Annotated in this window: 20 protein-coding genes; 5 read left to right on the top strand and 15 right to left on the bottom strand. The window is 56.4% G+C overall.

From position 1 onward, the window contains the following. Window positions 1–189: 189 nt before the first annotated feature. The gene (locus tag DYU11_RS07575; protein ID WP_158600238.1) at window positions 190–1,287 is read left to right on the top strand and encodes a TonB family protein; all 1,098 of its coding nucleotides are present in this window, start codon (window positions 190–192) and stop codon (window positions 1,285–1,287) included. A gap of 78 nt (window positions 1,288–1,365) precedes the next feature. Here the strand turns inward: DYU11_RS07575 and DYU11_RS07570 are convergent, their stop codons facing one another. Beyond that, on the bottom strand, window positions 1,366–4,020 hold the full coding sequence (locus DYU11_RS07570; RefSeq protein WP_158600237.1) for a DUF6242 domain-containing protein: 2,655 nt from the start codon (window positions 4,018–4,020) through the stop codon (window positions 1,366–1,368). Window positions 4,021–4,453: 433 nt separating this feature from the next. Next, window positions 4,454–4,810 carry a hypothetical protein gene (locus DYU11_RS07565; RefSeq protein ID WP_119667048.1) on the bottom strand — a complete coding sequence of 119 codons (357 nt, stop codon included), beginning with the start codon at window positions 4,808–4,810 and terminating at the stop codon, window positions 4,454–4,456. A 194-nt stretch (window positions 4,811–5,004) separates the two neighbouring features. Between DYU11_RS07565 and DYU11_RS07560 the strand changes: the two genes are divergently transcribed. Beyond that, entirely contained in the window at window positions 5,005–5,688 is a 684-nt protein-coding gene (locus tag DYU11_RS07560) for an START domain-containing protein (RefSeq protein ID WP_119667047.1), read from the top strand. Window positions 5,689–5,727: 39 nt separating this feature from the next. On the opposite strand, the gene DYU11_RS07555 is transcribed toward DYU11_RS07560, so the two are convergent. The 5 genes from DYU11_RS07555 to DYU11_RS07535 all read right to left on the bottom strand — a co-directional run bounded on the left by DYU11_RS07555 (window position 5,728) and on the right by DYU11_RS07535 (window position 11,612). After that, on the bottom strand, window positions 5,728–6,621 hold the full coding sequence (locus DYU11_RS07555; RefSeq protein ID WP_229365729.1) for an alpha/beta fold hydrolase: 894 nt from the start codon (window positions 6,619–6,621) through the stop codon (window positions 5,728–5,730). 59 nt (window positions 6,622–6,680) lie between these two features. After that, window positions 6,681–7,442, bottom strand: coding sequence for a PEMT/PEM2 family methyltransferase (locus DYU11_RS07550; RefSeq protein ID WP_119667046.1), 762 nt, complete (start codon window positions 7,440–7,442; stop codon window positions 6,681–6,683). A 184-nt stretch (window positions 7,443–7,626) separates the two neighbouring features. Further along, window positions 7,627–8,118: a methylated-DNA--[protein]-cysteine S-methyltransferase gene (locus DYU11_RS07545; protein WP_119667045.1), complete on the bottom strand. Its 492-nt coding sequence runs from the start codon at window positions 8,116–8,118 to the stop codon at window positions 7,627–7,629. 1 nt (window position 8,119) lies between these two features. Beyond that, complete coding sequence (locus DYU11_RS07540) at window positions 8,120–10,264, bottom strand: S9 family peptidase (RefSeq protein ID WP_158600236.1); 2,145 nt, start codon at window positions 10,262–10,264, stop codon at window positions 8,120–8,122. A gap of 136 nt (window positions 10,265–10,400) precedes the next feature. After that, the gene (locus tag DYU11_RS07535; RefSeq protein ID WP_119667043.1) at window positions 10,401–11,612 is read right to left on the bottom strand and encodes a PQQ-dependent sugar dehydrogenase; all 1,212 of its coding nucleotides are present in this window, start codon (window positions 11,610–11,612) and stop codon (window positions 10,401–10,403) included. A 243-nt stretch (window positions 11,613–11,855) separates the two neighbouring features. On the opposite strand from DYU11_RS07535, the gene epsC reads away from it, so the two are divergent. Together epsC and cysK are read left to right on the top strand one after the other, a co-directional pair. Continuing rightward, on the top strand, window positions 11,856–12,701 hold the full coding sequence (gene epsC, locus DYU11_RS07530) for a serine O-acetyltransferase EpsC (RefSeq protein ID WP_119667042.1): 846 nt from the start codon (window positions 11,856–11,858) through the stop codon (window positions 12,699–12,701). A gap of 57 nt (window positions 12,702–12,758) precedes the next feature. Beyond that, window positions 12,759–13,667, top strand: a complete 909-nt coding sequence (gene cysK, locus DYU11_RS07525) for a cysteine synthase A (protein ID WP_119667041.1) — start codon at window positions 12,759–12,761, stop codon at window positions 13,665–13,667. A gap of 171 nt (window positions 13,668–13,838) precedes the next feature. Here the strand turns inward: cysK and DYU11_RS07520 are convergent, their stop codons facing one another. Beyond that, window positions 13,839–14,708, bottom strand: a complete 870-nt coding sequence (locus DYU11_RS07520; protein WP_119667040.1) for an SDR family oxidoreductase — start codon at window positions 14,706–14,708, stop codon at window positions 13,839–13,841. 349 nt (window positions 14,709–15,057) lie between these two features. On the opposite strand from DYU11_RS07520, the gene DYU11_RS07515 reads away from it, so the two are divergent. Then, the gene (locus DYU11_RS07515) at window positions 15,058–17,463 is read left to right on the top strand and encodes an endo-1,4-beta-xylanase (RefSeq protein ID WP_119667039.1); all 2,406 of its coding nucleotides are present in this window, start codon (window positions 15,058–15,060) and stop codon (window positions 17,461–17,463) included. 139 nt (window positions 17,464–17,602) lie between these two features. Here the strand turns inward: DYU11_RS07515 and DYU11_RS07510 are convergent, their stop codons facing one another. From DYU11_RS07510 to uxuA, 7 genes are all read right to left on the bottom strand, one after another. Further along, on the bottom strand, window positions 17,603–18,412 hold the full coding sequence (locus tag DYU11_RS07510; RefSeq protein ID WP_229365728.1) for an SDR family NAD(P)-dependent oxidoreductase: 810 nt from the start codon (window positions 18,410–18,412) through the stop codon (window positions 17,603–17,605). A gap of 33 nt (window positions 18,413–18,445) precedes the next feature. Beyond that, on the bottom strand, window positions 18,446–19,282 hold the full coding sequence (locus DYU11_RS07505; RefSeq protein ID WP_199736688.1) for a ThuA domain-containing protein: 837 nt from the start codon (window positions 19,280–19,282) through the stop codon (window positions 18,446–18,448). 14 nt (window positions 19,283–19,296) lie between these two features. Further along, window positions 19,297–20,457, bottom strand: coding sequence for a Gfo/Idh/MocA family protein (locus DYU11_RS07500; protein ID WP_119667037.1), 1,161 nt, complete (start codon window positions 20,455–20,457; stop codon window positions 19,297–19,299). A 62-nt stretch (window positions 20,458–20,519) separates the two neighbouring features. Beyond that, entirely contained in the window at window positions 20,520–21,869 is a 1,350-nt protein-coding gene (locus tag DYU11_RS07495; RefSeq protein ID WP_229365727.1) for a putative oxidoreductase C-terminal domain-containing protein, read from the bottom strand. Window positions 21,870–22,014: 145 nt separating this feature from the next. Beyond that, the gene (locus DYU11_RS07490) at window positions 22,015–23,424 is read right to left on the bottom strand and encodes a Gfo/Idh/MocA family protein (RefSeq protein ID WP_119667036.1); all 1,410 of its coding nucleotides are present in this window, start codon (window positions 23,422–23,424) and stop codon (window positions 22,015–22,017) included. Between the two features lie 50 nt (window positions 23,425–23,474). Continuing rightward, a complete protein-coding gene (locus DYU11_RS07485) occupies window positions 23,475–25,628 on the bottom strand; it encodes an alpha-glucuronidase family glycosyl hydrolase (RefSeq protein WP_119667035.1) in 2,154 nt (717 codons plus the stop codon). A gap of 29 nt (window positions 25,629–25,657) precedes the next feature. After that, a complete protein-coding gene (uxuA, locus tag DYU11_RS07480) occupies window positions 25,658–26,905 on the bottom strand; it encodes a mannonate dehydratase (protein WP_119667034.1) in 1,248 nt (415 codons plus the stop codon).

The following is a 26,905-nucleotide window of genomic DNA, read 5'->3' as shown; positions in this document are numbered from 1 at the left end:
TCTGTTTACTCTTTTAATGATTTATTTGTACTATTCGCCTAATGTATAGAATAGCCAGGAGATTAGTCCCTGAAGGGCAATCGGCCGATACTAGGGCCTGCTGATAACCTGAGCTGTTCTGATTGCCCGTGTCAACCTTCATTTCACTATGCCATGATCCGCACTGTACTATTGCTTTCGCTTTCATGTTTGATCCGTCTTTCAGCCAGTGGACAGTGTGACGTTTCGCAGGACTCCGCCGGGCGAATCATCACTACCTGTCAGGTTTACTCTACATCACGGCCCAACGAAATCAAATCGTACCACAAGCAAACGGTTTACCTCGGCAGCGAATATTTCACGTATCCGATGTGGCAGCAGGGCACCATCTGGATAGACCAGTCAGGCCAGCCCATTACGTGCCAGCTTGCTTACAGTTTAGTTGATCAGAAAGTATACTACCGGCTGAATGGAAGCTCGACAAATCGCGTGGCAACTCCTGAATCCTTCAGCATTAATGGATTATTGTTTACCCGACGACAACCCGGTTCGGTCGGTCGCGGTTATCTGGCGGTGCTGAACAACGGGCGGACCAAGTTGCTGCTAAACGTACAGCGGCACCTGGTTACAACAAGAGTTGCCGATGCCTTTGGCAAAGGCAATGTGTTCGATGGCTCGTATCAGACTCGGAAAATATACTATATCCAGAAAGGAGACGCCCAACCAGAGCCGATTGACCTGACTCGCTCTTCGCTTTTGAATGTGTTGTACGATCAGGCCGAAAAACTGGCCGAACGTATTCCCACCACTCTTACAACCGAAACGGTTATCAGCGCATTGGCGTATTATGACACGCTCACAGCCGCCACGTCCGTTAATAAACCCGCCCTGAGCACTGAGCCGGTGTTCATGCAGACGCTGCGCAACCGCATCAATTACCCCAGCCGTGCGTGGAACGCCGGTGCTTACGGTCGCGTGTACATCGGCTTTGAGCTGACCGAACGCGGGGACGTAATTAACATCACATCGCTTGGTCCCGAAAACGACGACTACGGCTTCGATCAGGCCGTCAAACAGGGATTGCGAAAACTACCGGTTTTAAAACCTGAACACGTTGGCAAATACGTGCTGCCCGTAGCGTTTATCCTCACGAATACCCTAACCTCGACCAGTCCCTACTCGCCAACCCGTACGTTACAACCCGATCAGTTGGCAGACCGCACGGTCCTGGACGAACTAACGGTTCCTATTGTTGTTTCCAAATCCATCGGCAGTTGCCGCGAAATCTGGGGGCTTCCAGGTAAGTAGTCCGGTAACAAATCAACAGGCCCCGCCAAATACGCTGATGTATTCGGCGGGGCCTGGCTTTACAGATTGCGTCAGAGGCTATTTTTTCAGAACCCGTTTCACGGTCTGCCGGTCGCCCTGTTTGACCTGAAGCAGATACAAACCGGCCGGTAATGCACCGATCGACAGTTTATGCTGCGTAGTCGCGGTCGTCTGTTCGTTCAGCAACGCTCCGTCGGGCCGGAGCAGCCGCAGCCGGGTTCCTTTCACCGCCCGGGGCAGCTGAACCGTCAGGGCATCGTCGGCGGGGTTCGGGAAAACACTCACCTCATCATCGAACGTCGGTTCGGTGGCTGTAATGAGGTAGGCCAGCTGATCCGACACGGCGGTGCCGGTACATTCATTGGCCACCCGAACGGCATAAATTCCCGGGAAGTTTCTGGGGTCAAAGATACGGCTGGTAGCCCCCGGAACGGGCCGGTCGTTGAGCAGCCACTGGTACGCAAAAGCCGCATCGACTGTCGTAAGTTTTGAGCTGTCCACTTTTATCACCGGTTTTGACGGGATTGGGTTCGGCGTCAGCTTGATAGGGATATCGGTACTTTGTGTTGCCGGGCTCGACGCGACAATGCGCATGCGGTAATTGTCGCCGGCGGCCGTACCAGTCGGCATCCGCAAATCAATCGGGCACCCAAAGAACCCCTGATCCGTTGCCTGTCCCGGCGAAGCACAGCCTGCCAACGGCGTAATGAGCGTAGTCGAGTACACCCCATCCGGCCCCGACACCTGAATAGTGAACTGGTTTTTCTCCTCGAACGTATCGCTGATGCGGTACCGGATCTGAATCAGCCCGTTGACACAGGTGGTCGATACGACCGGCTCCGGTGTGATATAGGGCGGCTCATTCAGGGGACGCGTCCAGACGCCATACAGCGTTGAGCCATACAACTGGTTGTTCTCCGTCGTCAGCGGAAACATGCGCAGGTCTTCGGCCGCTACGTTTTCGCGGCTGGCCTGCAGCAGCGGCAGTCCGTTGTTGTACCGTCGCCAGAATGCCGCTTTCGTGGTCGTCACACCCACCCCTTTGAACGTACCGACAAAAATACCGGTCGGCGTTGGCAGGATAGACCGAACCGTCGATGATGTGATGCCTTTGTCGGCCCGCGTCCAGGTCTGCCCTTTATCCGTTGAGCGGTATAGCGACTCGCTGTTTGTACCTACGTAAAGTGTATCGCCTACGGTCGCCAGCGTCCAGACATCGGCATTTTCGCGGATGCCTTTCACACGCTCCCAGGTTGTTCCGTTGTTGGTCGATTGAAACAGGCCGGCCGAGGAAAAGCCGACGTACAGGGTGTTTCTTACGTTGGTAATGAACGTAGGGCGAAGGTTGGCAGCCGTGGGTAACCCATCGCGTGACAAAGCCCGCCAGACCCGACCCCCATCCGTCGACCGATAGATGCCATCGTTCAGCGTCGCAGCCAGAATATCGTTGCCAGCTACCCAGATCGAGGTCAGAAACACCCCATCCGGAATAGCCAGGGGCTGGTTTACTTTCTGCCAGGTGTCGCCGTCGTCGGTAGAGCGGTACAGATCCCGGTTGGTCAGGTACAACGTATTACCGTCGCGTTTGAGGTCCTGAATCAGCTCATCTGCGGTCATCTTGTACCGAACAATCTTCCAGGTCTTGCCTCCGTCCAGCGACCGGACTACGTTCTCGCCCGAAACGCACCAGAGTTTATTGCCGCTGGTTACGAGCAGTTCGGTATCGGCCAGCAGCCCGGCGTTTGATTCGGTCCAGCTTTGGCCGGCATTGTCCGTCCGGAACAGCCCCTCGCTATTCGTAGCCGCCAGCAATGAGTTTCCAATGAACGAAAGGCCGGATATGGGCGCATCAGACGGAAAATTTTCCATCTGCACCCAGGTCGTACCCTTGTTGGTTGAGCGGTAGATGCCGGTATCGGTTCCGATGTACACCACCCCATTTTTTACTTTAATGACGTAGACCGACGTACCGAACGGCAAACCGGTGTTTGACGCGGTCCAGGTTGTACCCTGATCGAGCGAGCGAATAAAGCCCTGCCCGTACGAACCGGCCATAATTACCCCATCCCCCTGCTCAAGCGCATACACGTCTCCTTCCAGCGCGTTACGGCTGGCCGATGTAATCGGCGACCGTATCAATGCCCAGGTTTCACCGTCGTCGATGGAACGGTAGATGCCAAGGCCCGTACCGGCCAGAAGCGCCCGGCTGCCCGGAATAGCCACCAACGAGAAAATACCGTCGCGGGTGTAGAGACCATTGCTGACCTCGCGCCAGTTGACACCATTGTTCGACGAGCGGAACACGCCCTCCGCCGTGGCAGCGTACAGGAACGGCCCCACGCGCAGGAAACCGTAGGCCCGGGGCTGCCCGCTGGTCCGCGATGCATCAAAACGACCACTCGCTGACCAGGTGACTCCACCGTTGATTGATCGGTACACCCCGGTACCACCGGTACCGACCAGAATCAGCGAATCCGTTACCAACGCAGCCGTAATGGGCGAGTTAGGCAAACCCTGGGTCGTGATCTGCCAGTTTTTCCCCCCGTCGGTCGACCGGAAAAAACTGCCGGTCGGACCGGAGGCCAGCGTCACCTTCTCGTTGGATTCGAGGATCTCAATCGGGCCGCCGTAAGGACCCAGCGGCTTCCATTGGGCCAGCAACTGACCGGGCAGTAACAGTATAAAGAGGAAGTAGATAGTTGGACGTATCATAGCGGCACAATAATGCATGATTATGCGAAAGATACGGGTGCCGAACCGCCGGTTGAAATGTATTTACTAATAGGTACGCCCCGGCGAGCCAGCGGACCGATTCAGCACCGGCCCGGCCCGCTGACCTTATCACTGAAACATTTTGCCGGTATATTCAGAACTTCAGCAGTATGCCGAACTATCTGTTCGGCATGATGTCAGGGCCTGTGTAGTCTCCAACAAAACGGATCGTCGTTTTATCTCCTTTCGAAGGGGTCAATACGTTTGAACTGTATTCGCTTTCCTGGCCTACGGACTGAAACCGTAAGCCGGCTCCAGTAAATAGTTCAAGCCGCGGCTGATCAGCCTTGCCCAGTGGAAAATCTATCCCCGTTTTTACATTAAGAGCAACAACGGAACGGTGCCCTTTGATCGCTAACCCGTTGATGTATTCTTAGACATAGGTTTGCTGTTTCCACATTAAGTTGGGACCATAGAAAAAGCGTGTACGCCGATTGGGTTTTGTTTTATAAAACCGGTAATCGGCTTTTATGGCCCATCCGGGCTGGCGACCCAGCCCCCGCGCCGACGGAAAGCCCCAGAAGTAACTACCATCGATCACGAGGGCCTGTTTTGGAGCAGTTCCTATTTCGAATCCCCCACGGGCTTCATGCATGACAAGTTCCAGGAAATAAAGCCGGAAAAACGATGGAACGACACTGGAACTGGAGTCAGAGAGAGCAGACTGGGCAGTGGCTACCATGAACGGGAAGATGACCAGCACCGCACTGAGCAGGAAGAACGTTCTCATTTGTGTAGACATATTTGGGTTTGGTTATGCCCAAAATTAGGAGGCTGGGTTCAGTCCGAAATTCAGAGTTTACGTTCGGCGGGCCTGGGGTTACGTACGGTAGGAAATGGCCGCTTTTTCAGACAATCTGACCGTTTTCAGCTATCTTCGGGCTTACCCACCCGCGGCTACGGCCAGTTTACCCGACATCGATTATGCTGATCTACCGGCAGAGATTCTGGCTTCTGGCCTGTTCGCTTACGATTTGGTCTTCAGCGTGTCTGCTGGCACAAGGCACGGAATCAAATCCTCAGCCGGCGGGATGGAAACTGGAAAAAGCGAAAAACGGCATTCAGGTCTATTCGCGCCCGCTCCCCAACAGTCGCCGGAAAGCAGTTAAAGTTCACTGCGAAGTCAACGCTACGGTACCGCAGCTGGTTGCGTACGTTTCCGGGATCGAACACTACCGGGAAATCATGGCCCGGACCGTAGACGCCTACGTGATCCGGCGGGTCAGCGACCGGGAGTTGTATTACTACCATCGGTCAGCCCTGCCCTGGCCCGCATCGGACCGGGACGTCGTGATGCACATGGTACTGAGCCAGGATAAGACGACCGGCACCGTCTACATCAAAGCCGACAACGTACCGGGCCTGGTGCCGGAAAAGAAAGGGGTAGTCCGTATACCCAGATGGCGATCACAATGGCAAATTCAGCAAATTGGTACCAACCGGCTTCAGATCGACTATTTTTTCGAGGTTGATCCGGGGGGCGACATTCCCGTCTGGCTGATCAATTCCCTGATTGCCACGGCACCCTATCAGTCGTTTTCGGAGATTGAGAAACACGTGAAGCTGCCGTATTACCAGAATCGTACGTTCAGTTTTTTACACCCCTGAACCAGTCGACCGCGTGTTACAGCCCGGCCATTCTGCCAATCAGGGCCGACGCGCGCTGAGTGCAGACTGCTGGTACAGACTATCGGCCGTATTCAGCAGCAACTCCTCGACCAGGTCGTGGTGCGAGCTGGTAATCACGTGCCCGGCATCGGGCAGATAAATGAACCGAGCGTCCGTATTGGCCAGTACGCGCCGGGCAAAATCAAAGTTACCGGGGTCAATAATCCAGTCCTTACCGCCCTGCATCACCGTAACGGGCATGCAGAGCTGCGTCCAGCAGGGCAGCAGCTGGCGCAGCTCTGCCGCGTGGCTATACTTCTCGGCCGTTGCGATGTTCAGCGAGCGGGGCAGAAACAGCTTTACGAACGGCATCCGCCCCCAGCCCGAAAACCAGAAGAATTTTTCTTTATCCGGGTCAATAGCCGCCGAAACGAGATACAGATGGCCAACCCGGTCGGGGTGCAGGGTAGCCAGCCGCGCGGCAATGGGTGCGCCGTAAGATCGGCCCAGCACGACGGCTGGTTTCCGGGAGCAGTTCAGGCTCAGGGCCTGGCTGATGCACGCGGCCTGCTGATTAATGGACGTAACGGCCCGGCGCCTTTTCCGCGACTTTCCGTAGCCCGGCCGTTCAATCGACAGGATGTGGTAGCGCTGCTGCAACAGGCTGTCGTCCAGCATGCGAAGGTACCCATACCAGGCTCCGGGCGCACCGTGAATCAGCAGCAGGGGCGGCAACGTATCAGCCCCGATACTGGCGACGAACAGTTTGGTACTATCGGTTTCCAGGGTATGAAACCGGGGCTTCACCGAACGGCCAGCATAATGAGCCCGGACCTCACGCTCGGTCATCTGGAACCGCCGAAAACATCCCGACAGCAACAGGCAAAGCAGAACCAGGCAATGAATGGGTTTTAGGTCTTTAATCCAGTTCACAGACAGCAAATAGGGGTTTAACTGTTTCGGTTTTTGATACGGTGGAATCTGTTTACAAGTTACAAATTAGCCGGAAGGGATGCATCTGACCCGGCAAATAATCGCTTGATGTGGGGTTTCTCAAACCTGAAATAGAACACGTACATCAGAACCTGATTGAGCAACGTACCGAGCAACCCCCACACTGAGCCGTAATAAAGAGCCGCCCCGTAGGCATTGCACTGCCCGATGCCGTACATCGGATTGCTGAAATACCGGAACGGGCCACGTACTTCAAATTTACCCACAGCCCGTCCCAGAAACATGTCTTTGTAGTAGTACACATCAATCCCGACGATGGCTGTTGCCCAGAGGTTGATGATGGATGCACCGATCATACCAACCAGCGCCAGACCGGTAGCCCAGGGTTCCAGCCAGAGCGGGATCAGCAGGCTGTCGGCCGTGTATTCGACCAAGAGATTGAAGCTGGTGCCCCGGTAAAAAAACAAAAATGCCGTCAGGTTTTCGTAATACGCGTAGCCCTGTTTTTCTCCAAACCGATGAATAAGCCACGGGGCCAGCCCCTTTTGCCCGAACGACCCAAACAGCATGGCGTAACGGATCACGAACATGGCTACGAAAAAGAGGATGACAGCCTCCAGCGTTACCCAATCTTTGAAAAACCAGAGAAACAAAATGTTAGCTGCGATCAGCGTCCAGAGCAACACCCGCAGGGGGGTAATTCTATCGAGTAAAATGCCGGAGATGGCAAGGATGAGGTAGATGAACTGGCCGATCCGTTTCCAGATCGACTGGTCTGAAGAAATGGCTCCTGAAATCATGTGCTCGTTGATACAGTTGATACATCGCAGCCTGACGCAGCAGGCAGTGTTCGGCTTCTTCCCGACGAAAACGACAGAACCGCCTTCCGTGCGCCTGAACAGCCGGACACGTCCAGCTCTTGCTCAAAGGGTAACTGCCTGTTCAGGCTGATGGTCAATTACTTTACCTGCCGGCCGACAGGCATCAAAACAAGCTTAACTGCCCCTGGTTTGCCCCCGGTCGGACGCCTTCATGCGTCAATAGCCACTGTTTGCGCCACAACCCGCCCGCGTAGCCCGTCAGGCTGCCGTTGGAGCCGATGATGCGGTGGCACGGTACGACAATCCACAGCGGATTCTTCCCATTGGCAGCCGCCACCGCCCGGATGGCCTTCTCATCGCCGATTCGACGGGTCAAAGCCAGGTACGACAGCGTAGTGCCGAACGGTACGTCGAGCAGGGCCTGCCAGACTTTCTGCTGAAACACCGTACCCGACGGGTTGAGGGCGAAGTCGAAGGTCTGCCGCGTTCCCGCAAAGTACTCGGTTAGTTGCCGAACGGCCGCCTGCAACGGCTCAGGTACGTCGGGTATGGGGTCCGGCAACGTAACAACCACGCAGGAGATAGCCGCTACGCCCTGCTCGTCGCCGGTAATCCGGACGGGGCCAAGCGGACTGTTCATGAACGCGGTCAGCATCTTATTTTTCACTGGTTAAAGGTTTCTCCGGCTGACTCATCAGGTGCTTTCGGAAGAAAACGTCCAGCGCCTGGTACGTACGAACCCAGTTTTTGTGTAACAGAAAGCTATGCACGTCGTCCGGGAAGATCAGGACTTCCGTTGGTACGCCCTTGTCGCGAAGTTTCTGCACCAGATCGACAGTTTCAGCAAAGGTCACGTTCCGGTCATCGTCGGCGTGGACGAACAGGCACGGCGACCGCCAGAAATCGAGGTTGAACGCCGGCGACGATTCAAACGCAACTTTAGCTTCAGCCTCACCGATAGCCCAGCCGCCACCGGGCGAAAAGTGATTGCCGCGCCAGGCCCAGTCGTGAACGCCGTGAATATCCACCCCGCAGGCAAACAGATCGGAATTGCGAGCCAAACCCAGCGCCGTCAGGTAGCCGCCGTACGACCCGCCCCACAGACCGATTTTAAGCGGGTTCACATCAGGGCGACTTTGCAGGTATTTGGCCGCGGCCAGAATATCCTGGTATTCGGAGGCTCCGCGCGGTCCCTGCCGGTCGGCCCGCCGAAACGCGCGACCGTAGCCAATGCCCGCCCGGTAGTTCACCGATAGCACGACGTAGCCCTGACTGGCCAGATACTGATTCATGGCGTATGCGTTGGCGTAGTAACTGCCCCGGTAATGCCAGCCCAGCAGCATCTGCCGCATGGGGCCGCCGTGCATAAACACCAGAGCCGGACGGGGCGTCTGGGATGTGGAATTGGGCAGAAAGAGCTGGGCGTGAACCTCTACCCCATCGGCGGCTTTGAAAACGATCTGTTTCGGCTCCGTCAGCGCCATCGTCGGAAAACGCGGAGCCGGTTCGGCTGGAAACAGCAGCGTCTGGCTGGAGTCCCCTACCCTACGTTTCGCAATACCTGTCGACCGATTCCACGATGCCGACCGGTAAAACAACTGATCGCCCACCACGACAGGATCGGTTTCTATGCCGGTACCGGTCGTGAGCGGTTCGGGCGTTACGGGTCCAGCATCGGTCAGCGCAACCCGCCAGATGTGCCGCCGGTCAATATCGTTCAGATTGGTGCTGTAGTATACGTAGCGACCATCGGCCGGCACAGCCGTTTCTTCGGCTTCGGCCGCGCCGGGTGTCATGTCCGTGAGCTTCCCGCCCGTTGGCGACAGGGCATACAGGTGCATCCAGCCCTCGTGTTCGGAAAAGAACAGCAATTTGTTGGATGCCGTCCAGCGCAGCGGCTCAGCGGGGTAATCCTGAGCAAATCCGCCATCGTCGGCGGGCGATTGCCAAAGCGTCCGGCCTTCGCCCGTGGCTACGTCGGCTACCCAGATCGCGAATCGGTGTCCCCCCTGTACATTCTCCATTTCGCCGTGTTTCTTGCCCGGCACCCGAATAAAAGCAACCTGACTTCCATCCGGCGACCATACCGGCGATTGATCCCGGTCGACGCCCGGCGCAAGCCACGTAATGACTTTCCGGCTGAGGTCATACACGCCAATAAAGTTGTGATAGCCCCGAACGCTCGAAAACAAGACCCGCCCGCCATCCGGCGACCAGGTTACGTCCGACTGACTCCCCCGGGCCGTAAAGAGCCGCACGGGTGCATTGACTGGTTTGTCGGCCGACAGGCCGGGAATCTCCGCCAGATACACCTGACCGCCCTGCACAAACAACAGCCGTTTGCCCGTAGGCGAAAAGACCGGCTGGTTACCGGGCGACACCCGCACCGGCGCTCGGCTGCCATCGGTGGGTAAGAGGTAAACAGCCTGCTCGGCCCCGGCTGGACTACTCGTTGGATTGGGGCTTACTCCCTCGCTGTTTTTGGCCCCACCCCGCACAAACGCCAGCCAGCGCCCATCGGCCGAGATGTGCAGGTCGCTGATGTCCTGCCCATCGTCGGTCTGGTAATTGGTGAGTGCTGTTGTCTGACCCGATCGCACGTTGTGTACGAATACCGTTCGTATACCCTCCTGCGCACTGACCCAGGCTATCCGACCGGCCTGCGGTTCGCCCACCAGGCCGGCGCAGTACGGAGCCGACAGTACGTCTTCGATGGAGTAGCGGCTGGGGCCCGAGCCCGATTGGGAAAATGCCGGACCGCCCAGGCAGACGGTCAGCCAGCCAATGAGGAGTAATTTCATAAGTCGGAAGGATGAGCCTTGTAGCCTGGACAAGTTACGGGTTTTACCGCAAAAAAGCCCGACCATCTGGCCGGGCTGTGAATGTATAGGCTCGTTTTTGTTGCCGGGGTGTTGTCAGAACGTAGGGCGGAACAGACTAGTTGGAAGCCAGTTTCAGGATTTTTCCTTCGCCGTGATTGCAGAGATACAGTTCATTTTTCTGGTCTTCGCCAAAAGCCGAAATTGTACCCGCGCGGCTGATGATCTCCTGATTGTTGGTAGCTTCATTACCCTTGGGCGTCAACGTCCACACCCGACCGCTGGCGTAATCGGCATACACGTATTTACCTTTCAGGGAGGGGTTCTGCTGCCCGCGATACACCGTACCGCCCGTCACCGATACATCGCCGTTGCTGTGTGAGTACTGCCAGACCGGCGCAATGTACGTAGAGGGTGCATTCTTACTGGTCGACTTAAAGTTCGATTTTCCTTCCTTCACCCGCCAGCCATAATTCCCGCCTTTGGTGATGATATCCACCTCTTCGATTTCGTTCTGGCCTACATCGCCCGCCCACAGCCGGCCTTCCTCATCGAAGCTGATGCGCCAGGGATTACGCAGCCCATACGCGTATATTTCTTCCAGGTAGCCGTCTTTGTTGTCTTTGAAAGGATTGTCGGCGGGGATACCGTAGTTGCCTTTTTCCTTACTGTTCACATCCACGCGGATGATCTTACCCAGCCAGTTCGTACGGTCCTGCCCGTTATCCTGCGGGTCGCCCCCGCTGCCGCCGTCGCCCGTGCTGACGTACAGATACCCATCCGGCCCGAACAGCACCTTGCCGCCGTTGTGGTTGGAATACGGCTGCCGGAACTTGAACAGCACTACCTCCGTAGCCGGATCAACGGTTGCAGCGCCTTTCGGAGCCTGGAACCGGCTCACCACCGTTTCGCGCGGGTTGTCTTTCGTGTAGTTGACGTAGAAGTAGCCGTTCTCGCTGAACTTCGGGTGAAACGCCAGCCCGAGCAGCCCCATTTCGCCACCGTACGCTACCTTATTGCGGATATCGAGGTATGTACCAGCCGACGACGTACTGGCGTTATTGTCAAACACCCGGATTCGTCCGGGTTGCTCCACCACAAACACGCGGTTTGTGCCGTCGTTGGCGTGGGTGAACTCCACCGGAGCATCAAATTTAAGTTTGGGGTATGCATCCACCACGCGTACAGCCGCCGGAGCTTTGGTGGCGGCTGTGGCCGTTGCCGCTGTTTCCTTAGTATTGTCTGAGCGGCACGCCCAGGCAACCAGCCAGGAGAAACCCGACGTAGCAGCCAGTGAAAAAAGAAGCGTTATTAGTGCTTTGCCTAACATGTCCAGTTAATATATTGAGCTGATAAAGCGTAAACAAATTCAACGCCAGTTTTGCCGTACGAACTTTGCGGCCTACTTTTTGTTTCAAAATGAAATATTTGCCTGCAACGTATGAGAAAAGACCTGACGACGAGCAGCGGACGATGTTGTTGATCCTCCTCACAACGGGGCACCCGTTCCACTATCCTAAAACGATGCGTACAACCTTCTTCGTTCTTCGCAACGATTTTTTAACACAGCCTCATGACAACCGATAAGTCGTCTTTTCTGGACCATCTGCTCACCCAGCGTGCGCAATACCGCTACAAACTTCCTTCCCGGCCCGATGCCGGTCGATTCATTGATGAACTGATGCGGCTGCTTTTCCCCGTTACGCAGGAATGCCAGTCCGTTACGCAACACGTCGACGAAACGTACCAAAAACTGTACGATCAGTTCGTTTGCCTGCTGCGGCCGCTGTCGGGTCATCTGCCCAACTACCCCGAGGCCATCGCCGACGCGTTTTTTGACAGCCTTCCCACGATCTACGATCACCTGCTGCTGGATGCGCACGCTATTTCGGACAATGACCCGGCCGCTGTGGGTGTTGAAGAAGTGGTTGCCGTCTACCCTGGCTTCTACGCGATTGCCGTGTACCGGATTGCCCACGAACTGCTGAACCTCAACGTGCCGCTCCTTCCCCGGATGCTGACCGAATACGCGCATGGGCATACCGGGATCGACATTCACCCCGGGGCTACAATCGGACGCTCGTTCTTTATCGACCACGGTACGGGCGTTGTCGTTGGTGAGACCACCGTGATTGGCGACAATGTGAAGATCTACCAGGGCGTTACGCTCGGAGCCACGCACGTAGCCAAATCAATGGCGCAGAAAAAACGCCACCCGACGATTGAAAACAACGTTGTTATCTATGCCAACGCGACCATTCTGGGCGGTCGGACGGTCGTGGGTCACGATTCGGTTATTGGCGGCAACGTCTGGCTGACCGAAAGCGTTGAGCCCTACTCCTTGGTGTACAATCAGCACCAGACTGAGGTCAGACTGAAATCCCTGGAAGACTCCGAGCCCATTAATTTTGTGATTTAACAAATGCCGGCTACCGGTTAGCGATACGTTAACTCGTGGCCGGCGTTTTCTTCTCCCATGAAAGCCAACACGATTCTAGAAACCATTGGCCAGACGCCCCATGTCCGGCTCAATCGCTTATATCCGGGCCATGAGGTCTGGATGAAACTCGAACGGGCGAACCCGGGTGCCAGCATTAAAGACCGCATTGCACTGGCCATGATCGAAGACGCCGAACAGCGGGGGGTGCTTACGTCCGACAGCACCATCGTTGAACCGACGTCGGGCAATACCGGTATTGGTCTGGCTATGGTCGCGGCCGTGAAGGGCTACAAACTAATTCTGGTCATGCCTGAATCGATGTCGGTTGAGCGCCGACGCATCATGGCCGCTTACGGAGCCGAGTTCGACCTGACTCCCCGCGAACTGGGCATGAAAGGAGCCATCGCCCGGGCGCACGAACTGGTATCGGCCATGCCCAATGCATGGATGCCGCAGCAGTTCGACAACCCGGCCAACATTGCCATTCACAAGCGTACGACGGCCCAGGAGATTCTGAACGATTTTCCGGAAGGTTTTGATGCCCTGATCACCGGCGTTGGTACCGGCGGACATATCACGGGTGTTGCCGAGGTACTGAAAGAGCGATTTCCGAACCTGAAAACCTACGCCGTGGAGCCGGAACTCTCGCCCGTTATCGGTGGAGGGGCGCCCGGACCGCATCCCATTCAGGGCATTGGAGCCGGATTCATCCCCAATAACCTGCATACCGACGTTCTCGACGGCACGATCCAGGTCAGTAAGGAGGAAGCGTTTACCTGGGCGCAGCGGGCGGCCCGGGAAGAAGGCATTTTCATCGGCATTTCGTCGGGGGCCTCGCTGGCGGCTGTGCACAAAAAACTCCCGGACCTTCCGGCCGGCAGCCGCATTCTGACATTCTGCTACGATACCGGCGAGCGCTATCTGTCCATCGACGGCCTGTACTGATGTGCTACCCCCAGGCTACTATCGATAAACTGGTTATTACCTACAACGCCGGAGAGGCCTGGACATTGGCGAACTTGTTCACTACGAACTGGCTACCGATGGGCTTATCGGCCAACTGGATGTCATCCGGGATAATCGCCATGTGGTAGCCGGTTGAGTGCCTTTTTCCACTCAAAGTGATTTGGCAAATTGCTCTATTGTGGTTCGGGGCTCGCCCAGATCGGCCCAGGTAGCGCCGGCCTCAAATTCTTCCGGGTACTTGTTCAGGGCTTCGGTAATGTGCGCACCGTAGTCCATCTGCCTTGCGAATGTACCTGCCAGGCGCATGATCCAGTGCGGAGCCGTCGTAACGGTCAGCTTTTCCTTCGGGTAGGCGGCAACGAACCGTTCGGCGGCTTCGTGCTGGGTCAGGGCTTCTGGACCCTGAATGACGTATTCCTGATTCTGACCATCGGCGGCCTTCTGAAACGCCTTCGCCACCTGCCGGCCGTAATCGCTCCCCGCTACGTACCACGGCCGCACCGGCGACCGCCCGGCCATCAGAATCCGGCTGCCTTGTTTCTGGGTGTAGAACAGGCTGTCCATGAAGCAGGACGGATAAAAAATACTGTACGGAATCCCGGACGTTTTGATCAGCCGCACGGCCTCCTGTTTGATGTCAAACACCCACCAGTGGAACCCGTTGGTACCCTGGTAGCGCATGATGATCGACGACAGATACCCGATACGTTTCACCCCCACCTGCCTGGCTACCTGAATCAGGTTGGTTAATCCGTCGGTTTCGGTATGAAAATCGGCAGGCTTCTCATCCTGCTTCACCGACAGGTTCAGATAAACCACATCCACGTCCCGCAGTGCATCGACCAAACTGGCCGGATTTGCCAGATCGCCGGGAACTACCTCCGTCTGCGGAAACTGCCGCCGGGTTTTGACCACATCACGGGCCACGATACGAACGGTAAATCCAGCTTTAATAAACTGGTCAGTTACGGGTCGGCCGAGCATGCCGGTTGCCCCGATTACGGCAATGGTACGTTGCATAGCGATGGGTGAATGATACAAATTTCCTGTTTTCCTGGCCAAATGTACTGCCTTGCTCTACATCAACGGCTCTCCTTATGCGCTTCTGGTCTATACAACTTTATAAAAACCAAATTTTTATATAAAATCTTATGCAATCGATTGCAAGTTAACAATGATCTGTCCTATATTTATGGCACCTTAATTACACTCACATTCTTGCTGATCAGCGCTTCTTACTTTTTCAATTGGGTGCCTGTCAATCAGGTACTCGTTGATACCGATTGCATTGCCTTTTACTCATTACAAATTTGATCCGTTGGTTCAAAACGGTTCTCTCGACGTGCAACCTTTTATTCCTTTACCACTTATGTTAAGAAAAACTACGTTACTTACCCTGGGGCTGATCACCAGTCTCTCTTTTGTCTCACTAGCTCAGAATGAGCCAATTACCGTCCAGGCGGAATCCGGTACCATTCCGCCGGCCGACCCGCCGGTATTTAGCACCCTGAACGAATCAGGGACTCAATTTGTGCGTGTTGTGGCCGACTTTGCCGCTACCCAGAATCCAGGCACAGCCAGCCGGATCCTTTCGTACACCGTCACGTTTCCTGCCGCTGGTACGTATGAACTCTACGCCCGCGTTCGGGTAGGCGCCGGTGGTTTCAACGACGATAGTTTCTACCAGGCTAATTCGTTCGGCAGCAAGTCGGCGACGAACAGCAACGACTGGGCCCTGGCGAATGGGCTGGCCTCGGCAGGCTTCACGGCTCTGACAGCCTACGTCGAGGGGAATGGCACCGCCGGCAACAGCACCTGGAAATGGGTACGGATCTCCGACTTCACCGGGGTTCGCCTGACGGTTCCTGCCGGCAACCTGACGCAGACGTTCCAGATTGGCAGTCGCGAAAACGGGCTTGACTTCGACAAGTTCGCTTTTGGTCCGGTGGGGGTTCGCTATACCGTAGCCAACCTGGACAACGGTCAACCGGGCACGACCAATCCTCCGCCCCCGCCGTTTACCCCAACGGGCCCGCCAATTGCAACGGGCAAGCCTAAAACGCTGGGTGGCGTTTACAGCGCTCCGCAAATCACCAACTTTACGGCCTACTGGAACCAGGTCGTTCCCGAAAACGCCGGCAAATGGGGATCGGTCGAAGCGACGCGGGATGTCATGAACTGGACGGAACTCGACGCGGCTTATAAACTGGCCAAAGACAACGGTTATCCGTTCCGTTTCCACGTGCTGATCTGGGGTAACCAGCAGCCTTCGTGGATCGAAAACCTGCCGCCGGCCGAGCAGTTGGAGGAAATCAAAGAGTGGTTCGCGGCCGTGGCGCAGCGCTACCCCGCCATTGATATTGTGGAAGTCGTCAATGAACCGACCAACGATCCGCCAAACCAGCCGGGCAGCGGTGGTGGTAATTACATCAACGCGCTGGGCGGCAGCGGTACAACCGGCTGGGACTGGATCCTGACCTCCTTCCGACTGGCCCGCGAGTATTTCCCGAAGACGACCAAGCTGATGCTCAACGACTACAACGTTGAAGCCAACAACGCCAACAGCCAGCGGTATCTGACGATTGTTAACCTGCTGAAAGCCGAAAACCTGATTGATGCTATCGGTATGCAGAGCCACGCGTTTTCAACCCGGTTCGCGTCGGCGGATGCCCTTCGGGCGAACCTCAACCTGTTTGCAGCAACTGGCTTACCTATCTATATCACCGAGTTTGACATCGATGGGGCGACGGATGAAATCCAGCTGCAGGAATACCAGCGTGTTTTTCCGATTTTCTGGGAGCACCCGGCCGTGAAAGGTATATCGCTCTGGGGTTACCGGCCTGGCCACTGGCGAACGGCTCAGGGCGCCTTCATTGCCTTCGAAAACGGCGCCGAACGCCCTGCGCTCGTCTGGTTGAGAGACTACGTGCAAAATGCCTCGCTGCTCGCCATCACCAGTTTCACCTGTAAATACACCGAATCAACGCTGACAGGGGTTGACTTTGTGGTCGGCAACAAAGACGGGTCCTACACGCCGGGTGTGCCTCCGCTGTTCATCAACGGGGTTACGGCAAATGGTCAGTTAGGAACGCCGTATACGTATTCGTTCGATGCGAACCAGAACACACTGGCCATTCAGGATCAGGCAACCCGTACAACGTACGCCGTCTGGAATTTCCGCCAGGCCTGCGCTACCGGCCCAACGCCGACGCCTTCGGGTACGTTTGCCATCACGGCCGTAACGGGCGTTAGCTGCACCACGGTGACGCCGTCCCAACGTACCGTAACGTTTACGCCCCAGTATTCGGGGCTGAACGGGCAGGCTGTTACGTTCTCGGTCGTAAACGAGTCGTTGCCGACCACGGCATCAGGCCCGTATACCCTGACGTTGTACACCGACAACCCGACCGTAACGCTGCGGGCTGAGCAGGCCGGAACGCCGGGAGCTACTACGTACCCATTCAACTGGCTGGCGGCCTGTCCGAGCGCCAACAGCCGTCGGGGTGCGGCAGACCTGGAGTCACCCCTGAGCCTGTCGGTGCTGGGCAATCCGACCCTTTCTGAAACGGTTCAGGTTGAGGTACGTAGAGCCGCCGGTCAGCCGGTCCGTCTGCAAACGCTCAACAGCCAGGGCCAGGCCTTGAGTGAGCTCATGATCAATGGAAGCTCATCGACCCAGCGGGCTTCGTTGAAACTGGGGCCGTCGACCGGTATTTATTTCCTCAAGGCTACTACGTCGACGCAGCAGCAGGTGATTAAGGTGCTGAAACAGTAAAGCGATCAATACCCATCATACAGCAAGGCCCCTGACGCAAATCAGGGGCCTTGTTGTTTTAGTACGTTTTATCAATCATCCGTGGTAAACGATCCCGGTAAAGGCCGCTTCCAAAACCCCGGATAAGGCATCGATACGGTTAGAACCCAATGGAATTTCCGCCATCCACGGGCAACGATGCCCCGGTGATGTAGCGGGCGGCATCCGAAGCCAGGAACACAGCCGCCCAGCCGATGTCTTCGGGCTTGCCGAACTTGCCCATCGGCGTCCGGCGCATGGCCCGGGCAAAGCGGTCGGGGTCGCCACTCATGGCGGTTTTGCTCATGGCCGTTTCGATGAATCCGGGCGCTATGGAATTGACGCGTACGCCCTGCCCCGACCACTCCGACGCCAGGACTTTTACCATCCCTTCAACGGCAGATTTGGACGCTGCGTAGGCCGCCACCCGGTCGATCCCGTAGTAGGCCGCCATCGACGAAATCATGATGATCGAACCGCTGCCCCGATCAACCATCCGCTGCGCACAGGCCCTGGTCAGGCTGAATACCGAGTTCAGGTTGGTGTGCACAACACGGTCGAAGTCCTCGTCGGAAACCTCCAGCGCCGGTTTTTTCATGTTAATGCCGGCGTTATTAACCAGAATATCGATGGGTCCGTACGTCGCTTCGATGGTTTCGACCAACCCGTCGAGCGACTCGCGGACCGTTACGTCGTTGACCAAAAAATGCGCCCGGTCACCCAGGGTTTCGGTGGCTTCCTGAAGCGGTTGTTCACGACGGCCCGTAATCACCACATTGGCCCCGGATTGTACCATGCAACGGGCAATGTCGAAGCCAATACCACTCCCCCCGCCCGTAATCAGGGCTAGCTTGCCTTCCAGTGAGAACGCGGTGGCATGGGTTGGCTTGTCTACCAGTTGTCCGTTGGTTTTTGTTTCTATCTGTTCCATTGTACCAAGTAAGTAAAAGCACAGACCGGTTCACTATTGGATGGGTGTATCCCGCGAATCGGCGTAGGCTTTGCTAAAATCAATCTTTTTTACCTGCCCAGCCACGTAGCGAATGCCCTGAAAAATGTGCTGTACAAACGTAGGGTCTTCGTAGTCCTTTTTGTGATGCCCGAGCGTGGTACACCACGTATAGCCGCCGTCGAAATGGTAGTACCAGGCCGATGGGTACAGCTGTGTGTAGGTTCCGCCAAACATTTTGATCTTTTCCGGCTCACCCTGGTTCAGCGACGTCAGGTCGTTGGCCATAATGACCGTTGGCCCCGGCGACATATCCTTCGAGAAGTAGAACTCGTCTTCCTTCTCCCACACCTTCGGCAGCCCCGCCATCGACGGATGTTTCGTGTCGATTACGTTGACCCTGATCTTCTGGAAAGGCGGGTGCCAGGCGAACGTGCCGCCGATCATGCGTTTGAACCAGGACCAGTTGCGTTCGGTCCCCATTACGGAGTGAATGCCGACGAACCCGCCACCCGCTTCGATGTAGCGCCGGAACGCCAGCCGCTGCGCATCGGTGTCGAATACATCGTTGTTGGTACTCGGAAAAATCAGCGTAGTGTACTGTTTCAGATTATCTTCCGTGAAAACGGTTGGCTGGTCCGATACGTCGACTTTGAAACCGTATTGCTGGCCAAGCTTCCGGATGCACTCCACGGCGTTTGGAATGTTGTCGTGGACATAGCCTTTCCCATTCTTGGTGTAGACCAGCACCTTCACTTTCTTCCAGTTGACGTCGTCTTTCGACCACGCAGCGGTTATGGTTGTCAGCCACAGGAACAGGAAACCCAGCAGCAGAGCGTTATATCGGTTCATCAGACCAGCAGACGTTATACTTTCAGATCAATGCGCTTGGCTTGTTTCTGGGCCTTGAGCGCCAGTTCCGTCGCGAGAAAGCAGTGCTCCTGCGACATAGCCGTTTCGGTGCGGTTAACAACGTCGTTCACCAGTTGCTCGCCGTAGGGCAGCGGTTCCTTGCTGCAATCAATATAGCGCGTTTCTTTGTGATCCGTCAGGAAAAGGTGATTACCCCCATCGCGTCCGCCCGGGTCAATGTTCTTCCGGATTTCAATGAACCCGTCGGTACCCAGGATGGTCAGGCGGCCGTCGCCCCACGATTTCAGGCCGTCGGGCGTGAACCAGTCGACCCGGATGTAGCCGGTACCGCCGTTGCCCCGGAGCATGACATCGCCAAAATCTTCGAAATTTGGGTACTGCGGATAATGCACGTTCCCGACCTGCGAGGCTACTACCTCGGCATTGGTGGAGCCGGTAAAATACAGAAACTGATCGAACTGGTGGGAAGCAATATCGCAGATGATACCGCCGAACCGCTTTTTGTCAAAAAACCAGTCGGGCCGGCTCTTGGGGTTCATCCGGTGCGGCCCCAGGCCTACCGTCTGAATCACCTTGCCGATGGCACCTGACTTCACCAGTTCGCCCGCTTTCACCGTGGCCCGATTCTCCAGACGTTCGCTGTACATGATCGAGTAGATACGCTTCGTTTCCTTCTGCACCTTCCGGACGTCGGCCAGTTGCTCCAGCGTCGTGATGCCGGGCTTATCGACCATGTAATCCTTACCGGCCTTCATCACCCGGATGCCGAGCGGTGCGCGTTCATCCGGAATGATAGAGCTAAGCACGAGTTGTATGGAGGTATCGTCCAGGATTTCCTGCTCACTGCGGGCGGCTTTGGCTTGCGGGAAGCGCTTGGCGAACTCCGCGGCTAAATCCGGCTCTTTGGCGTAGAAAGATACCAGTTCGCCACCACCACGAATCACCGCACCCACCTGCCCGTAGATATGGCCGTGGTTCACCCCGATCACGGCAAACCGGATTCGGGGCGCTACGTGTTGGTTCGGGCGGAGTAGGGCCGGGCTTTCAATAACCGGCTTTGATGGGTTTAAAAACTCATTCGGAATAGCCGGCGCTACGACTATGCCAGCCGCCGTTTTGATAAAATTCCGTCGATTTGCGTGTAAGTCGTTCATGATTTAATGAGTGAATGAGCGAAAGAGTGAATGGATGCTTGAATTATGGAGCAATCGGTTAGCTATTTCGCTCGTTCGCTTTTAGCCATCTCCAGTGCCTGGGTTGTCGTATAGTATTTTGCGATCATGTTAGGCACTTCCCAGTCCGGCAACTTACCCGCTTTCAGATACGTCAGGTAGTTTTCCGTTACCCGGCCGAAATGGGCTTCGTGGCCCTCTTTGTATTTTTCCGGAACGATGACCTCCCAGCCGGTTTTCAGCTTTTTCACCTCAATACCGGGATAGTTTTGCTGAAGCGTTCGGACAGCGGCAGTCAGGCTGCTTTCGTAAGCGGGGTTTTCGGCCAGGGGCTCGATGTACAGCGTTGGCTTGTACTGCTGCTCAGCGCCCTGCCGAATTACCAGATTGGCTTTCGTACCGCGCATAATGGAATAGTGGGTATCACCGGCGCCCTCCGGTGCTTTGTAGGCCCAGGTCACGGATACCTTCGCGTGTACACCCCGAAGCTGGTAGTTGATTTCCCCGTTGCTGTACACCTTCAACAGCGTGTCGTTTACTACGTCTTTTTTCAGGTAATCCGGGAAACCTGACTGGTTTGTAATCGTCTGGAACTGGCTGCGGGTCATGTCGGTCGTCCACCGGCGGGCCGTGTTCAGACGGATGTCTTTTTTGTAGTCAATGACCTGATTCGGGAAGCATTCCCACTGCACCAGGTCGACCAGGTGGGTCGTTACGTCTACGATTCCTTCTCCCTGCTGCGCTACGTCCATGAACCAGGCCGGCCGCTGAAGCACGCTGCCCGATACGTATTTGTAGAAGTGGTGAACGCTTTCCTTCGTTACGGCCGGATTGTCGGGCGTCCCTTTTTCGAGCGTACCAAAGACCGCCGGCAGCCTGGAAAACTCGCGCTGCAGCATCGTCGTGATCTCGAAGCGCTCGGTCATGATGTCGTACAGCAGTACGTTCTTTTTGGCGGCCGAGGCAAACGCGTCCTTCAACTGATCAAAGTTCCGGGCGTCGATCACCATGGGCTTATCGGCCAGTACGTTGAAACCGGCGTCGACGGCTTTTTTGATGTATTCGGTTTTCTTTTGATTGTTTCCAGCGATGACAACTACGTTACCGGCCTTCTCAGTCAGCATCTTCTCGAAGTAATCGTTGCCCGTGTATACCTTCTCGTCCCAGCGCGTCGGGTTTTCGGGTCGTTTGTTGTACGACTGAATTCGGTCCAGATGCAGTTTGACATCAGGTCCCGCCGGCGCATATACGCGCACCACAGGGCTGACCTCCGGATACATACTTTTCTGCACGAGAGCGGCATGAAAGTGACCGGGGTCTAACGTAACCAGTTGAAACGCGGCTTTCTTTTGCGCATCCTGCGCCAACGCAGAACTCCCGGCGACTATGAGCATAGGCAAAAAACAGCGGTAAACGGCAGCAAACAGTTTCATGTGTATCGAGAAATTATATGGGTGCATCTTACCGTAACCCGAACTAAGCGGGGTTGCCCGGACGGTTCGGGTTACGGTCATGACTACGGCCTCTTGCGCTGACCCACTAACGTGCTTTGTTGCTCGCCAGCATTTTGATCGCGTATTCCTTTCGTTGCGGGCGCGACAGCAACTTGTTGGCTTCCGGGTCGTTTTTGAACTGCTCGGCCTTCGGGTCCCAGTACAGCTTTCGGTTGAGTTTCATGGCCGCGTGGTGCAGCAAGCAGGCCGAACAGGAACGATGGCCAATTTCGGCGGGCGCAATCGGTTCTTTCCGGCTGATGATGCTTTCCAGCCAGTTACCGTGGTGCTCTTTGCTGACCGTCAGGTGGGTTTCGTTCGGACCGATCACCGACGTGAGCAGTTTGGGGTCGCTGGCGTCCAGTTTCTTGGCTGCATTCTGTTTCGCAATGGGGTCGCTGGCGGTAACGGACGCATCGCCCCGCGACACGAACACCCAGCCGTCGGTCCCCTCGAACCGGATGCCGTTGGGCAGTTCGTTGCTTACGATCATTCGAACGCCATTTTCGTATAGGGCTTCCGTCCGGAAAATGCCGTGAACATCCCACAGTCCACTCTTCGGAAAATCAGCTTTGCCCCCAATTTCAATCGGGCCGGTGAATTCGGTATTCATGGCCCAGTGAGCACAGTCGATGTGGTGCGACCCCCAGCCGGTGATCATGCCCGCGCCAAACTGTTCGCAACGTAACCAGCCCGGCCGGTCGTAGCCTACCTGCGGATGCACCCGCTTTTCGGTGTAATACACCTCCGGCGTTGTGCCGAGCCACATATCATAATTCAGGTTTTTGGGCACCGGCATTTCGGCTTCTTCGTCCCCCGACGGATCGCCGGGTAAGCCAACGTACACCGTTTTGAGTTGCCCGATCCGTCCGTTACGTACCAGTTCAGCCGCGTACCGAAACTGCTCCGACGACCGCTGCTGGCTGCCTACCTGCACAATCCGACCCGACTGCTTCACGGCATCGGCCATCATGCGGCCCTCCGAAATGGTGAGCGACGCCGGCTTCTGCATGTACACGTCCTTTTTGGCCCGTACTGCGTCAATCACGATGGGTGCGTGCCAGTGGTCGGGCGTACTGACCAGTACCGCGTCAATATCTTTGTTAGTCAGCAGTTCGCGGTAATCCGTGTAGACTTTGACACCGTCGTAGTCTTTACCCGTCTTCTTCGTATAATAGCCATTTACCAGTTTCTTCGCATCCTCGGCCCGTTTGCTATCCACATCACACACCGCCATGATCAGGGCGTTATCATACTGCCAGACACCAGGTATGTCGTGCCCCCGCGAGATACGGCCCGTGCCAATAGCGCCGACATTGATTCGATTACTCGGTGCGTTTTTACCGAATACGGATGCCGGTACAATCGTGGGGAAACCGCTGATAACCGCCGTAGTCAGAGCGCTCGTCTTCAGAAAATTCCGTCTCGACAAGGCTGATTCGTCTACTTTGCTCATGGCTTTATGAGTTAGGGTTTTGTATAAAAGTTTTCGCTTGTTTATACCTACTACCGCAGCAGATAGATATCGACTAATTGTTTGACCTCTTCGAGGGTACGGTCCGGCTTTTTGAACGGGGCCGGAATGGGTTTGCGGGCGTATTCCTGAAGGTACAGCACCCAGGCGTCGCGCCACCAGATAGCCTCCCGGTGCTGGGTAGCCAGCCGCCCGGCTACATCGGCATGAAGGACGGGATCGACGGCTGGTTTGACCTGCGCCCACTCCCGCTGCATCCACTGTACCGAGTCGGCTCCGGTGTAAAAACGGGTGCAGAGTTCATCCCAGAGCGTGCGGCCTGTCGACAGCTTCTGGCCCCACGGTACGTGGTGGAACCACAGCAGATACGGCAGCGGACAGGTCTGCGGGTTTTCCCACTGCCGACGTACTTCGGGTTGGTACTGCGCCAGGGCGTTGCTGCCACTGGCCGTCCGGTCGAAGCCTACGCCCACTGAATCGGCCCGGTGATAATACACGGCTGTCCAGTCCGGGCGGGGGCTTTTGTCCTGCCAGGGTTCGGGCGCGAAATGCACGCCAGCCCACGGGCGCGACAAGCCCATCGGTGTGTTGTAATCGACGTAGATGTCGCGTGATTTCAGCAGCATAGTAGTAATGCGCTTCACGGCCGATGGCTCACGCGTCAGGGTCATTTTCACCCATTCATCAGCAAGGCCTTCCGACGACAGGGTGTGGTCCCACGCCAGCCGTCCGAAGGCATACCAGTTGGCCTGCGCCAGCGGGTGGCCGGTCCAGTTGCGGTCGGTGCCGGTATTGGCAACCCCCGCCATGAGCGTCTGTGTGTAGCCGTGCAGACTACCGTCCACGACTTTGGCAACCGTTGATCCCTTGCCCTTTACGTAGGTATCGGAGTCCAGGCACTCTTTAAACAGGGGCGCTTCGTAGACCAGGTGCGTCGCAAAACCGAGGTATTCCTGTGTCAACTGAAACTCCATACCCAGCGGAGTTTTGGGCATATTGCCGAATAAAGGGGAAAACGGTTCGCGGGGCTGGAAGTCGATGGGACCGTTTTTCACCTGCACTATGACCTTTGGGTCAAACTGCCCGTCGAGCGGAGTAAACTCTTCGTAAGCCGCCTTAAATCGATCGGCCTTAGGATCCGCTTTGTAGACAAAGGCCCGCCAGATCACAATCCCGTTGTAGGGTTTCATGGCTTCGGCCAGCATATTGGCTCCGTCGGCATGGGTGCGGCCGTAATCCTGCGGGCCGGGCTCGCCCTCTGAGTTGGCTTTCACCAGAAACCCACCGAAGTCGGGTATGTACCGGTGGATTTCCTTTATCTTGTCGGCCCACCACTTCCGAACCTGCGGATCGAGCGGGTCGGAGGTTTTTACGCCGGCGCCCGTTCGGCCACCGAGCGTTTTGGGAGCCGCGAAATACACGGACAAATAAACCTTGATTCCATACGGCCGGAACACGTTGGCCAGAGCCGCCACTTTTTGCAAGTATTCGCCCGTCAGCAAGCGAGGGCTGGCGTTGACGTTGTTGACAACGGTGCCGTTGATGCCCAGCGACGCATTGGCCCGGGCGTAGTCTTTATACCGTGGGTCAATCGTTTCGGGCAATTCGTACCATTTCCAGAGCGACCCACCCGCATACCCCCGTTCGATGGTGCCGTTTGGATTATCCCAGTGGTTGAGCATCCGAAACTTCACCTTCGGGCTGCTAACCAGCGTAAGCGGATCGATGGACTGGCCTGTTTGCAGATGACGCAGCAGCGCAAACGTTCCGTACAGCACACCGGCATCGGTTTTAGCCGAAATCACAATGTTGTTCTGCCGTTTCTCAATCCGGTAGCCTTCGTCGTTTGCTACCGACACACCGGGCGTTACCTCCAGCACAATCCCACCGGTTCGGCTGCCGGCACCCGTCACTACCGGCACCGCCTTTCCCAACAGTCCCTGCAGGCCCATCCGCAACTCGTCGGTCGCCGACCGGACCATTGGCGTAGCTGCATTGACCGCAATGAACTGCATCGCCCGAGCGTACGCATCCCGTTGCGATGCGTTGGCAATCGGGTCATATTTCAGCCACAGCCGATAGCCGTCATCGGCCCGCGCTTCGTAACCAGAACCCTGGCAGAGTAGTAAAAACAAGGCCGTCAAATACGTTGCCCACAGCCTGTTCAATTCACGACAAGTAATCATTTGTTCTTTCAATTTCGAATGTGACTCTTTCACGAACGGGCGATTAATTCGCCCGCTGATGGAAGAATGACAGCCTCCTCCAGCGCCCGCGTAATCCCCAGTTCCAATCCGCGCAGCTCAGCGAGTCCGCGCAGGCGACCGATGGCCGAGTAGCCGGGATACGTCTTCTTGTGCAGATCGTCGAGCATCTGGTGGCCGTGGTCCGGCCGCATGGGAATCGACGGTTCGCCTACGCCCAGCCGTTCCCGCCGTTGCTGTTCCAGGACCAGCGCTTTCACGACGGCGTACATGTCGACATCCCCGGCCAGGTGGTCGGCTTCGTGGAAGTTTCGGGAGTCTTTTTCCCGCTTTGTGGTCCGAAGGTGGATAAAGTGAATGCGCTCACCGAAGCGCCGGATCATGCCCGGCAGATCGTTGTCAGGCCGAACGCCCAGCGAACCCGTACAGAACGTAATACCGTTGGCCGTTACGTCGCAGGCGGCCATGAGCTGCGCCAGATCGGCTTCCGTACTGACAACCCGCGGTAATCCCAGCAACGGGCGCGGGGGATCATCGGGGTGGATGCAGAGGTTTACGCCGACTTCCTGAGCCACCGGGGCTACCTCCTGAATGAAGTAATACAGATGCTCGCGAAGCTCAGCATCGCCGATGCGGGCGTATTCGTTCAGGAGGCCCTGAAACGTATCCATCGTGAAGCTTTCTTCCGATCCCGGCAGACCGAGCAACACAATGGCCGACAGTTCCAGCACCCGCTCCGGGGTCATCTGCGCAAATTTTTCGCGGGCCGATTCGATGATTTCCGGTTCGTAATCCGCTTCCGCCCCCGGTCGTTTCAGGATGTACAGATCAAACACGGCGAAGTCTTCCCAAACGAACCGCAGCGCCCGCGACCCGTCCGGCATTTCGTAGCTCAGGTTCGTCCGCGACCAGTCCAGCACGGGCATGAAGTTGTAACAGACCGTTTGGATACCACAAGCCGCCAGGTTTCGAATCGACTGCTTGTAGTTCTCGATATAGCCGGCCCGTTCCGGCTCTCCTTTCTTGATGGCTTCGTGTACGGGCAGACTTTCGACCACGGCCCAGTGGAGCGGTGCGTAGCGGTCGTTGTCAGCTTCGACGAGCTGCTTTCGTTTTTCGATTTCCTCCACCGACCAGACTGCGCCGACCGGAATCTGATGCAGCGCCGTCACAACGCCGGAGCAACCCGCCTGCCGAATGTCCATCAGCGAAACCGGGTCATTCGGCCCGAACCAACGCATCGTTTGTAGCATTCCCAT

The organism is Fibrisoma montanum (assembly GCF_003583365.1).
Lineage (GTDB): Bacteria > Bacteroidota > Bacteroidia > Cytophagales > Spirosomataceae > Fibrisoma > Fibrisoma montanum.
This window is presented reverse-complemented; position numbering and strand designations above follow the sequence as displayed.

Excerpts from the sequence above, each read along its gene's own strand:
- DYU11_RS07570 (WP_158600237.1), bottom strand. The coding sequence starts at position 4,020 with ATGATACGTCCAACTATCTACTTCCTCTTTATACTGTTACTGCCCGGT.
- DYU11_RS07565 (WP_119667048.1), bottom strand. The coding sequence starts at position 4,810 with ATGAGAACGTTCTTCCTGCTCAGTGCGGTGCTGGTCATCTTCCCGTTC.
- DYU11_RS07560 (WP_119667047.1), top strand. The coding sequence starts at position 5,005 with ATGCTGATCTACCGGCAGAGATTCTGGCTTCTGGCCTGTTCGCTTACG.
- DYU11_RS07550 (WP_119667046.1), bottom strand. The coding sequence starts at position 7,442 with ATGATTTCAGGAGCCATTTCTTCAGACCAGTCGATCTGGAAACGGATC.
- DYU11_RS07545 (WP_119667045.1), bottom strand. The coding sequence starts at position 8,118 with ATGCTGACCGCGTTCATGAACAGTCCGCTTGGCCCCGTCCGGATTACC.
- DYU11_RS07540 (WP_158600236.1), bottom strand. The coding sequence starts at position 10,264 with ATGAAATTACTCCTCATTGGCTGGCTGACCGTCTGCCTGGGCGGTCCG.
- DYU11_RS07535 (WP_119667043.1), bottom strand. The coding sequence starts at position 11,612 with ATGTTAGGCAAAGCACTAATAACGCTTCTTTTTTCACTGGCTGCTACG.
- epsC (WP_119667042.1), top strand. The coding sequence starts at position 11,856 with ATGACAACCGATAAGTCGTCTTTTCTGGACCATCTGCTCACCCAGCGT.
- cysK (WP_119667041.1), top strand. The coding sequence starts at position 12,759 with ATGAAAGCCAACACGATTCTAGAAACCATTGGCCAGACGCCCCATGTC.
- DYU11_RS07520 (WP_119667040.1), bottom strand. The coding sequence starts at position 14,708 with ATGCAACGTACCATTGCCGTAATCGGGGCAACCGGCATGCTCGGCCGA.
- DYU11_RS07515 (WP_119667039.1), top strand. The coding sequence starts at position 15,058 with ATGTTAAGAAAAACTACGTTACTTACCCTGGGGCTGATCACCAGTCTC.
- DYU11_RS07510 (WP_229365728.1), bottom strand. The coding sequence starts at position 18,412 with ATGGAACAGATAGAAACAAAAACCAACGGACAACTGGTAGACAAGCCA.
- DYU11_RS07505 (WP_199736688.1), bottom strand. The coding sequence starts at position 19,282 with ATGAACCGATATAACGCTCTGCTGCTGGGTTTCCTGTTCCTGTGGCTG.
- DYU11_RS07500 (WP_119667037.1), bottom strand. The coding sequence starts at position 20,457 with ATGAACGACTTACACGCAAATCGACGGAATTTTATCAAAACGGCGGCT.
- DYU11_RS07495 (WP_229365727.1), bottom strand. The coding sequence starts at position 21,869 with ATGCTCATAGTCGCCGGGAGTTCTGCGTTGGCGCAGGATGCGCAAAAG.
- DYU11_RS07490 (WP_119667036.1), bottom strand. The coding sequence starts at position 23,424 with ATGAGCAAAGTAGACGAATCAGCCTTGTCGAGACGGAATTTTCTGAAG.
- DYU11_RS07485 (WP_119667035.1), bottom strand. The coding sequence starts at position 25,628 with ATGATTACTTGTCGTGAATTGAACAGGCTGTGGGCAACGTATTTGACG.
- uxuA (WP_119667034.1), bottom strand. The coding sequence starts at position 26,905 with ATGGGAATGCTACAAACGATGCGTTGGTTCGGGCCGAATGACCCGGTT.